This window comes from Streptomyces sp. NPDC002867 (genome assembly GCF_053591895.1).
This window is the reverse complement of the sequence record NZ_JBSFUR010000111.1, coordinates 1-1,902: the sequence shown is the minus strand read 5'-3', so window position 1 is coordinate 1,902 and position 1,902 is coordinate 1. Positions and strand designations below refer to the sequence as shown.

General features: G+C 66.7%; 2 protein-coding genes and 1 pseudogene. 1 reads left to right on the top strand and 2 read right to left on the bottom strand.

Features of this window, described 5'->3' with window-relative positions; translation table 11 throughout:
* Positions 1-104: 104 nt before the first annotated feature.
* A protein-coding gene (locus tag ACWD0A_RS34790; protein ID WP_451304702.1) for an IS5 family transposase occupies positions 105-904 on the bottom strand; the annotation gives its coding sequence in 2 pieces (ribosomal slippage) (positions 105-566 and positions 569-904; 798 coding nt in all).
* Positions 905-1,029: 125 nt separating this feature from the next.
* Between ACWD0A_RS34790 and ACWD0A_RS34785 the strand changes: the two genes are divergently transcribed.
* Positions 1,030-1,386, top strand: a complete 357-nt coding sequence (locus tag ACWD0A_RS34785; RefSeq protein WP_451304701.1) for a hypothetical protein — start codon at positions 1,030-1,032, stop codon at positions 1,384-1,386.
* On the opposite strand, the pseudogene ACWD0A_RS34780 reads toward ACWD0A_RS34785, so the two are convergent.
* A pseudogene (locus ACWD0A_RS34780) lies at positions 1,376-1,902 on the bottom strand (IS5 family transposase); the annotation flags it as partial. The gene ACWD0A_RS34785 and the pseudogene ACWD0A_RS34780 sit on opposite strands and share 11 nt — an antisense overlap.

The window sequence follows — 1,902 nt, the reverse complement described above, 5'->3', positions numbered from 1 at the left end:
CGCCCACATGCACAACCTCGCCCTCGCCGCATGATCAGGCCGGCACTAAATCCGAGTCTGACCTGCCCAGACACAGCCTTCTGCAACGCGCTTTACAAGTCATCTCAATTGGTGAGTCTGCGGTAGCAGATGAGTGTGCAGGCGATGCTGGTGAAGGCCAGGAAGTGCTCGGCTTTGCGTTCGTAGCGGCGGTGGAGGCGCCGGCATCCGGCGAGCCAGGCCATGGTGCGTTCGATGGTCCAGCGGTGTCGGCCCAGCCGCTGGCTGGAGTCCGTGCCCTTGCGTGCGATGCGGGGCGTGATGCCACGGCCACGTAACCATCGCCGCAGGTGGCTGTAGTCGTAGCCCTTGTCCGCGTGGAGCTTTTCGGGTCTGCGTCGCCGTCGGCCGCGGCGGGAGCGGATCGGCGGGATTCCCTGCACCAGCGGGATCAGGGCCTGGCTGTCATGGACGTTGGCACCCGAGATGCCGACGGAGAGGGGCAGACCGGTCCGCTCGGTGACCAAATGGATCTTCGAGCCGTACTTGCCCCGGTCCACAGGATTCGGGCCTGTCAGCTCCCCCTTTTCAAGGCCCGCATGTTCACGGAGTCGATCGCGCACCGAGACCAGTCCAACTCACCGCGAGAACCGAGCTCGTCGAGGACCAGGCGGTGCAGCTTCGCCCACACCCTGGCCTTCGACCATTCCGTGAACCGCCGGTGAGCCGTGGCTCCCGACGGTCCAAACGATGCGGACGGCAACTGCTGCCACGTGCAGCCCGACGTGGCCACGAACACGATCGCCGCCAGCACCTCCCGGTCACCGTGCCGACGTCGGCCTCCACCTTGCGGACGGGTCGGCGCCTCCGGCACCACCCGCTGGAACAACTCCCACAGCTCATCCGGCACCAGCCGCTCGACGATCCCCACACCAGCAGGTTATCGAACACGCCAAATGAGATGACCTGTTAGACGCCGTTTCCTTTGGCTGAGGCTCGTGTCGTCGACCGGCCAGGTGGGTGTCGGTGCGATGTGGGAGTCTCCGGGACATGAGTTACGACCTTGCTGTCTGGGAAGGCGAGAGGCCGGCGGATGACAAGACCGCCGACCAGGTCTTCAGCGACCTGTACGACCGCTGCATCGACGGCGAGGTGGAGGAGCCTCCCTCCGAACGCATCGCGGCTTACGTGGCCGCGCTGCTTGAGCGGTGGTGCGACCTCACCGAGGACGAGGAGGACACCTCGCCTTGGTCGACCGGCCCACTGATCGGCGAGGCCAGTGGTCCGCTGATCTATTTCCCCATGCGGTGGAGCATGGCCGAGGAGGCGTCGGCCTACGCGGCAGCGGTGGCGGAGTCCATGGGGCTGGTCTGCTTCGATGTGCAGCAGGACCGGCTCAGGCCGTGAGTAGGGGCGTTAACCGGCGGTAGCCGATAAGGGCTGCGGCTATGCCGACGAAGGCGAGGAAGTGTTCGGCCTTGCGCTCGTACCGTCGGTGGAGGCGACGGCAGCCGGCCAGCCAGGACACGGTTCTTTCGACCACCCAGCGATGCCGGCCCAGCCGCTGCGAGGACTCGACGCCCTTGCGAGCGATGCGATGGCGGATGCCCCGCCGACCGAGCCATCGACGCAGGTGGTCGTAGTCGTAGCCCTTGTCCGCGTGCAGTTTCGCTGGCCGCCGACGCCGAGGCCCACGGCGGGACCGGATGGGCGGGATGCCGCGCACGAGCGGCTCCAGGCCCTGGCTGTCGTGCATGTTCGCGCCGGAGATGCCCAGAGACAGCGGCAGTCCGTTCCGGTCACAGATCAGGTGGATCTTCGATCCAAGCTTGCCGCGGTCGGTCGGATTCGGTCCCGTCAACGGCCCCCTTTTGCAGCCCGCAGACTGACGGAGTCGATCGCGCACCGCGACCAGTCCAGCTC